Below are 8,108 nucleotides of genomic sequence, written 5' to 3' on the forward strand. Positions count from 1 at the left end.
TGATGCGACCGTTTCGATAATTGTCATCGACTCGCTGGCACGATCTCCTGGGATAAATCATGGAGACTCGTGATCTCTGATGACTTGAAAAAATACTTTTTTAACCTCATGAGAAAGGGGCAGAATGCTCCCCTTAATTCCTTCCTTTTTTTGTCGCCTATGTAATTGACATTTCACATTGGTATGAAAAAAAACGCATTAAGAGTTATTCTCGATGATCTCTTAGAGTGGATAGACCATTATGAAAGTTCTGAAAACAGTAGTGGCGATGCTCAGTGATAGCACTGTTCTTGAGGAAGCAGTGTGTACCTATAATGCCTATGGCCAGCGGATTGCTAAGGTAGTCGATGCGAATGGGGAGGGTAGCCATTACCGTGTTCCGCATACACAGCAGGCCCATCAAACACATCAACCACTTCACCATATTGGTCAGGGGCATCAATGAACTGATAGTGCCCATCCAGCTTTGCTCTGGTAGCTTCCTGCTCAAACTGGGCTCTCATCTCTGAAAATGACTGCGCTGAATATCGCTCGTCATGAATAAAATCAGCGGTCGATGGAGACGGGGTTGACGCGCCCACAGAAGAGAATTTTGTCTATAACGGTGACCACATTGCTCTGGTCTTTGATGGGGAGGGTAATCAGACTCATCGCTATCTCCATGGGCCGCAGGTTGATCAGGTGCTAGCGGAAGAAACAGCAGTGGGTGAAACTCGCTGGACGCTCACGGACCATCAGGACAGTGTCCGCGATGTGATCGCCAACAGTGGCAACATCCTCAATCGCATCGTTTATGACAGCTTTGGCCAGGTGACAAGCGAAACGAATCCCAACTTCGACTTTCGCTTTGGCTACACCGGCAGGGAGCGGGATGATGCGGCGGGGTTGATGTACTATCGGGCGCACTATTACGACCCGGCGGTGGGACGGTTCCTCTCGGAAGACTCGCTGGGCTTTGACGCAGGCGATGCCAACCTTTATCGCTATGTTTTTAATGGTCCGACTAACTACACCGACCCCAGCGGGGAAGCCGCTTTTGCTCCTCTAATATTCGTAGGCGGCGTCAAAGCCATTAAAGCCGCAGGCGCTGTACTCGCGCTAGGGGCAGGAGGTGTCCTTCTCAATAACCAACTGCAATCAGAAGAGACCCGCGAGGCCCTTGAAGATTTTGCTCAGCGGTGTCTGGAAACTCTCACCGGCGCTACAACCCCGACTTCGACCCCAACCGACCCATCTGGGACAATCTGCCTCTGCCACAAGTCGATTGGGGTGAAACCTTACAGACGCCACCTGTCAATCTCGAAGATCTGTACCCTGGTGGCTTTGGTGAAGGGCTGCATCCGGAAGTTAATGACTTTGATGCTGATCCAAGATCTCCTAATCCAGAGCTTGAAAAACCGTTTTTTGAGTCTAATAGTGCAAATAATCCGGTTAATCCATTGGATGTTGGCCAATATGGAGATTTATCTGGCCGAAGCGCTAAAGATGGTTTAACACCAGACCATATCCCTTCTTTTGGTGCTATTAGGGAAAATATAGAACGCACATTAGGACGTTCTCTGACACCAAAAGAAGTAAGAGCTCTTAGAAATAAAACAAACACAATTATGATTCCTACTGCTATTCACGGAAAGTCCTCAAGAACATAGGGTGGAAGAAGTACAAGAGGACAAATTATTGGTGATGCAAATAATCTAGCTGTTAAAGCTTTAAAAGATCAGCAGGCACTTCGCCAAGCATTAATTAATGCAGGTTTTGATCAACAAAACATTGATAATGCATTTAATGACTTAGATAATCTTAATAGACAAGATGGTCTTTATTAGTTAGAAGCCATGAATAAGATTCTTAACGGAGAAATAGTTCAACTATTAGGAATGAATCATAGTGAGTTAGTCTTAACCACTATTTTTCAATTCCTATTCTCTTCTGATTCTATTGAAGAAATAGAAGGAGTTTCCTATCTAGAATCTCCTGATAGTGGAATATCTCTTGTATTATCCCCCACTCTAAGAGTTAAGAGCATACAGCTTTATTCTAAAGACTTCGGAGAATATAATGAATACAAGGCAAAACTCCCGGCCAATTTATCTTTTCATATGTCTCAAAGCACTATATATGAATTGATGGGTAGTCCAGAACAAAGTGGTGGTGGAGAGAAAATTCCATTTCTAGGGCAAAGCCTACCCTGGGATAAATATTATTTCTCAAATGCATCTCTACATATTCAGTATGCGAGTGACCTAAGTAAGATTTTACTTCTGACAGTTGGATACTGCACTCTAGCAAAAATGGGTAAATAGAGAAAAAGAGCCAGGTAAGGTGCGTGACTAACGCATCATTTCCAGGAGGATTCCATCACCCTCTCCAGCAACGGCGAAATCATTGATTCTGCCAACGCATTGTAGGCCTAACCACCCCTGCCCCTTTCAGTCCTCTCCCAAAATCCCTCTTCCAAGTTAGGGAGAGGAACTTTTAGGTTGGCTCATTATTGGTGATGACATCGGCAGCCTTGGTGGGCTCCGGGGATGAACTTATTCCGGCATTGTCCCGTCGAGGCAGACTTCCAACTGGGGCAGTCGATGACCTTAATCCTGCGGCCCCACTACGATCTCAAGGTACTCCAGGTAGTGGAGGTGCAAGTAGTGCGAACAAGCAAAGCAAGTTAAATCAACTAAACAAGAATAAAGCTCAAGGAAATGCTTTCGAAACGCTAGCAAAACAAAAGTTCCAGAAAACAAATGTAGGAGTTCAAACGCAAGTTACAATTAAAGCCCCGAGTGGAACTAGAACAAGGGTTGATCTCATTGGCCGCGATACAAAGACCGGGAATATTACTCTCGGAGAAGCTAAAAGCTCCCAAACGGCACCTCTAACCAGAAATCAGAAGAAAGCTTTTCCTGAAATAGCAAAGTCTGAGGGGGGGAGTAGTTGGGTAAGGTAAACCTGGTTTTCCTGGTGGCACCCAAATCCCTCCTACGACAGTTCAAATTATACGCCCTTAAAGAAAATTCAAGCAAATGAATGGGATGGGATGTTAGAGGGAACTCTTTCAAACTTTGAAATAACTGGAATATCTCATAAAATAAATATTCCAGTTATTTCAAGTGGTCGACTCAAATGGGCAAAATTAAAACGCTACTTTTTGAAAAGATGAAACCGGAACTAGGGAAAGCTGGTTTTAATCTTGTTAAGACACGGAATTGGTTCATAAGAAAGCAAAACCAAAATGTTTCTTTTGTTTTTTGGATAGTATCTTATAAGGATCAAGGGAATATCAGGATTACTCCAACAACTGGAGTCAGGTTCAATAATATAGAAGACATTTTTCATCAATGCGCTGGCTTTGATGAAAAGTACAAGAAATATACACTTACACTCGTTTCTGAAATTTGGCGATGGAAAAAGACTGAAACCTCTTATCAATACATATTGAAATCAGAAGATAATGTTCAAGATATAGCTATTCAGATTGTTCATGATTTTTGGGAAGATGCGCTGAAATACTATGAGAGTTATGCAACCTTGTCTCAGGTAGACTCAGAACTCAATAACGATCCTTCTGGAGAGTGTATTCATCAGATAATGGATTTTGCACGATGCTCACGAGGTATAATTGCTGCAAAGCTTTGTAACCGACATAACTACGAAAAGTTGGTTCAGATATATCGTGAGAGAATGTTAAATCAGGATAAAGGTTTTTACTTAAGTTCGTTTGATTGTATCGTCAATCTTCTTAGTTGCTGATGAATCTGTATTCTGGGAGTTTATAGTGTCTATTCAAAACTTGGACGAGGTAGACTTAATAGGTGTCAATAAAGAGATAGGAAGGATCGAGTTGGCAATCATTGATGACTTAGATTGGAACGATGTAAAATCTCATCTCCTAATCTTGCAAGATAAAGTTAATGCATATTTGGGATTTATTGAAAGTGGCCAGATATATGAGTCCTATCCTGAGGCAAGTAGCTTTCGCCCTGTAATACAAGTACTTGCACAATACAGCCTGCCTAAAGAGGGTCGAGAGTTTATGGAAAAATTAAAGATTTTTTTGGATGAGGTCGGTTATGACTTTGAGTTCAAAATGGCTTTGGTGCGTGAATAAGGTATCTGCAAAGCCATAAGAGCCGGTACAGTGTAGCCCAAGCGGCAGAGAGCGTGATGACGCGACGGGATTGATGTACTACCGGGCGCGCTACTACGACCCGACGGTGGGACGCTTTATCTCAGAAGACCCGCTGGGCTTTGATGCGGGTGATGCGAATTTTTATCGTTATGTCTTCAATAGTCCCACCAACTACACCGACCCCAGCGGGGAAGTTGCCCTTGTTACTCTAGCAGCCGTAGACGGCGTCAAAGCCATTAAAGCCGTAGGCAGTGTCAAAGTCATTAAAGCCGTAGGCGGCGCTGCAATCGCGCTAGGGGCAGTCAATCTCAATAACCAACTGCAATCAGAAGAGACCCGCGAGGCCCTTGAAGACTTTGCTCAGCGGTGTCTGGAAACTGTCACCGGCGGCTACAACCCCGACTTCGACCCCAACCGCCCCATCTGGGACAATCTTCCTCTGCCACAAGTCGATTGGGGTGAAATCTTACAGACGCCACCCGTCAATCCGGAAGATCTGTACCCTGGGGGCTTTGGGGAAGGGCCACAGCCAGAGATTGATGACTTTGTTCCACCCTTCCCTAACACGAACGACGACCTCGGAGTACCTTTCTTTGATATTGGCAATACTGGCGATAATTTTGTACCCCCACAAATTACAAGGAATTGGCATGGCCAACTCACTAATGGTACTTATACACTTGATCAATCTGGAATGACGCCACACACAACTGGTTCTTTTGCTGATGGGAAGAGCCAGTTTCTATCAGGCGTTGATGCAGATAGGGCAGTTTTAGATGCTGCTGCTTATGCGGATCAGCATGGGCTGTGGAATGGTCCTAAAGCAACTGTACCAGTTAGCAATGGGCCTGTAGGTGTACATGGAAGAACAGGAGAGCTTACCGATACAATAAATGTATACAGAAATAGAAATGGATTTGTTCATGGTTCGCCAGGTAGTCCACAATGATTCGAGATATTACGAGCCAAATTCAATGGGCATTCTCAAAAGCTAGTTATTGGGATAGAAAGGAGTTCATGAAGTGTCTGACTACTCTTGAAACTCTGATTCCAGGATCACGAAAAAATTGGGATGAATACGCGGGAGAGAAATGGGGAATTATCCTCATAGAAGGAAACGTTTTGGCTTATGTCAATAGAGATTTCCCTTTGCTCTTTATTCAATATGAATATCAAAGTATTCAGGACTCTCTTGATGGTTTAGTTGTTATTCTATTCTCAGATCATGATACTTCAGAGTTTGCTCTTGAGACTGCTATTTTTAATCAGTGGTCTCAGGGAAGATCTGATACAGGAGGGCTAAATTCTGATGAGTTGTCAGCTAGCGATATATGGTGGGCGACTATTCTGTAAAACTATCAAGAAGCCTTGATAGAACTATTCGGTGAGAAGTGAAAAATCTTGAAAATAGGAGGGCCGTCCCCTTTTTGTGAAAGTAGACATGATTTAGAGAAGTTTAATGAAAAAAATCGAGTTTGAATTTGAAGATCTGTCTTTGTAGAACAGAATCCAATTTGATTATGACGAAGAGGTAGATGAAGAGTTAAAGGTCGTAATTGAAAATGGCATGCCATTTTTATATGCTAATAAACAGGCTTACATGGCTCTAGCAAAGATCTTTGTAAAGATGGCTCTTGGTGAGTACTCGGATGGATTTCATATTCACCTCCGGCAAGACTTTGATGGAGATAAGCAAGAGGCTATGCGCTGCCATCTAGTAAGTTAGCCAGGTAGCTACTGTTCTGTCCCCTAATTGTCAAGTAGTTGGCAAAAGTTGATCAGGGTCAAAGGGTTTTCCAGATTTGAGGACCCCATAAATGACTCTGATAAACTTTTGCATCAATGTTCCTACCCCTACTTGCTCAGCTATGACGCCGCCAATCGCCTTACCACCTTCATCTCGCGAGACGGGACGGCCACCTACACCTATGATGACCGCGACCAGTTAACCGGGGCGGACTATACGGCCCAGGACAATGAAGCTTATACCTATGATGCCAACGGCAACCGCACCAATGCGGGGTATCAGACGGGGACCAATAATCAGCTCACCACCGATGGGGTATTCAATTACAAGTATGACAATGAGATCGCCCTCATTGTCATACTCGCAGTAGCGATGGCACGGTAACCACCTATGAGTGGGACCATCGCCAGCGGCTAGTGGCGGTGAGCGAGGGCGCTGAAGGTGCAATAGACTATCCTCACCAAGAGGTGAATAGCAGTTTTTGGAATGGAGGACTCCTTATAATTGTTGAAACTGGACTTCAAACAGAATTTCTGGCAGGCCCTGGAATATTTGTAGATAATGGTGTGGATAGAGGCAGTCCAACCTATGTCATTCTTAACTATTCATTGCCACGCCTTGATCCATCCATGATTCATGATGAGTTACGTATTCCATAAGGTAGGAGAAGAGACGTGTGTTTACACATCATAATCCTTAATAAGGATCAAGAAACTTATAGGATATGGACAGATGCTTTTAGTCGACTCTCAAAAATTTCTGTCGTCAATTCAAATTCGACATTTAGCCAATACTTCCCGACTTTGGATGCAGTTTTAATGTTAGGAATTTCTGCACATGAAAGATACGGAGGTGGTCCGAGGCCGAATGAGTCGCAAATTCTAGATACTCAACGCCTGGATGGTATGTCACCTTGGGTCGTTACTGTCCCATCAACTTTTACATTTCTTGAAAGTGCTACCACCCCAAATAACGTACTACACACTCAAATCAGTCATGGAAAAATCGAGGATAGATACTACCTTATATTCAAGAAAATCTTCGAATCAATAGAGAAATTCAACTCTTCTCAAGAAATAACAAAAATCAAAAGTTTAGGTGTTGACCTAGCTTACATCAAAGTGACATCATCTCATGCTTTAGAAAAAATCAGAGGTTTCAAAAATGCATATAATGATGTCTATCTCCACTCTTAACAAGCGTAGGGTGGGCACAGCCTGCCAACACTCTTGCAAGTCTCTAAATCATCTATCAAGCATTTCCACCTTGCATCGATAACTTCCTCTATCTTTGTCGTAACCCGACGCTATTGCCCTCAGGATGCCAAAAGAGTGATGTCAGAGTTGGCAAATGCCCAGCGTTCCTGACACTAAGACAAGCTGACACTCATCTAACTGAAGTCTGGAGAGGCGACTGCTTGCTCAAACAAGTCAGGTAGGGTGCGATATCATCGCACCACTTTCAACCCTCTCCATCCCATAAGCAATACTCTCTTCTAGCCCTAGTAGGTATTGTTCATCAACACTTGTATAAGCTTCAGCCCCGTTTGATTCTCAACTATTTAAGTTGTAATGCATCGAGCTTCTCCTGCTGGTTGACAAGAGAATTTGGCTAGCTGCTCCCGATATCGAAGAACACCCTGGTAGAGATTTTCCTGCCAGGGTGTCCATTTTTAAGTAGGGTTACGGCTGAATAAGATTTGGAATGCGAGCTAAATATTAATTGGTTGGATGCTTGGGTGCGATCTCATCATATTCATTTCGGTATACCTAAGATCAGAAAGAAAATTAGATTAAGGTGTCACAGATAAGCATCACTATACGGTACTCGCCTATGAAACCTTTAGTCAGGTCACCAGCGAGACGATCCTGATTTCGACTTCCGCTTTGGCTATACCAGATGAGAACGGGATGACGCGGCAGGGTTGATGTACTATCGGGCGCGCTACTACGACCCGGTGGTGGGACGCTTTATCTCGGAAGACCCGCTGAGCTTTAACGCGGGCGATGCCAACCTTTATCGTTATGTCTTCAATAGTCCCACCAACTACACCGACCCCAGCGGGGAAGCTGCCCTTGTTACTCTAGCAGCCGTAGGCGGCGTCAAAGCCATTAAAGCCGCAGGCGCTGTACTCGCGCTAGGGGCACTCAATCTCAATAACCAACTGCAATCAGAAGAGACCCGCGAGGCCCTTGAAGACTTTGCTCAGCGGTGTCTGGAAACTGTCACCGGCGG

13 protein-coding genes are annotated in these 8,108 nt (G+C 44.1%); all 13 read left to right on the forward strand.

Translation table 11 applies throughout. The annotated features are described in order from the left end of the window. Positions 1-241 precede the first annotated feature (241 nt). Positions 242-445: a hypothetical protein gene (locus tag DXZ20_RS04735; protein WP_163696761.1), complete on the forward strand. Its 204-nt coding sequence runs from the start codon at positions 242-244 to the stop codon at positions 443-445. A 236-nt stretch (positions 446-681) separates the two neighbouring features. Further along, positions 682-1,494 (forward strand): RHS repeat domain-containing protein, encoded by an 813-nt coding sequence (locus tag DXZ20_RS04740; RefSeq protein WP_348918541.1) that lies wholly within the window; start codon positions 682-684, stop codon positions 1,492-1,494. A 182-nt stretch (positions 1,495-1,676) separates the two neighbouring features. Further along, positions 1,677-1,826 carry a DUF494 family protein gene (locus DXZ20_RS38680; RefSeq protein WP_431732097.1) on the forward strand — a complete coding sequence of 50 codons (150 nt, stop codon included), beginning with the start codon at positions 1,677-1,679 and terminating at the stop codon, positions 1,824-1,826. 9 nt (positions 1,827-1,835) lie between these two features. Next, positions 1,836-2,303 (forward strand): DUF6392 family protein, encoded by a 468-nt coding sequence (locus DXZ20_RS04750; RefSeq protein WP_163696763.1) that lies wholly within the window; start codon positions 1,836-1,838, stop codon positions 2,301-2,303. Between the two features lie 225 nt (positions 2,304-2,528). Next, a complete protein-coding gene (locus tag DXZ20_RS37225) occupies positions 2,529-2,669 on the forward strand; it encodes a hypothetical protein (RefSeq protein ID WP_250565618.1) in 141 nt (46 codons plus the stop codon). A gap of 451 nt (positions 2,670-3,120) precedes the next feature. After that, positions 3,121-3,747: a hypothetical protein gene (locus DXZ20_RS04755; RefSeq protein ID WP_163696765.1), complete on the forward strand. Its 627-nt coding sequence runs from the start codon at positions 3,121-3,123 to the stop codon at positions 3,745-3,747. A 25-nt stretch (positions 3,748-3,772) separates the two neighbouring features. Further along, the gene (locus DXZ20_RS04760) at positions 3,773-4,105 is read left to right on the forward strand and encodes a DUF6572 domain-containing protein (RefSeq protein WP_163696766.1); all 333 of its coding nucleotides are present in this window, start codon (positions 3,773-3,775) and stop codon (positions 4,103-4,105) included. Between the two features lie 73 nt (positions 4,106-4,178). Further along, entirely contained in the window at positions 4,179-5,075 is an 897-nt protein-coding gene (locus DXZ20_RS38425) for an RHS repeat-associated core domain-containing protein (protein ID WP_431732069.1), read from the forward strand. Continuing rightward, complete coding sequence (locus DXZ20_RS04770) at positions 5,072-5,479, forward strand: hypothetical protein (protein WP_163696768.1); 408 nt, start codon at positions 5,072-5,074, stop codon at positions 5,477-5,479. The genes DXZ20_RS38425 and DXZ20_RS04770 overlap by 4 nt, the downstream gene beginning before the upstream one ends. Before the next feature lie 481 nt (positions 5,480-5,960). After that, a complete protein-coding gene (locus tag DXZ20_RS04775) occupies positions 5,961-6,257 on the forward strand; it encodes a hypothetical protein (RefSeq protein ID WP_163696770.1) in 297 nt (98 codons plus the stop codon). A gap of 32 nt (positions 6,258-6,289) precedes the next feature. Next, positions 6,290-6,532: a hypothetical protein gene (locus DXZ20_RS04780; RefSeq protein ID WP_250565619.1), complete on the forward strand. Its 243-nt coding sequence runs from the start codon at positions 6,290-6,292 to the stop codon at positions 6,530-6,532. Positions 6,533-6,676: 144 nt separating this feature from the next. Further along, entirely contained in the window at positions 6,677-7,069 is a 393-nt protein-coding gene (locus DXZ20_RS04785; RefSeq protein ID WP_163696774.1) for a hypothetical protein, read from the forward strand. Between the two features lie 731 nt (positions 7,070-7,800). Next, positions 7,801-8,108: RHS repeat-associated core domain-containing protein (locus DXZ20_RS04790; protein WP_163703396.1), on the forward strand; the 308-nt coding region annotated here is incomplete at its 3' end.

The organism is Adonisia turfae CCMR0081 (genome assembly GCF_011009555.1).
GTDB classification, from domain to species: Bacteria; Cyanobacteriota; Cyanobacteriia; order Phormidesmidales; family Phormidesmidaceae; genus Leptothoe; species Leptothoe turfae.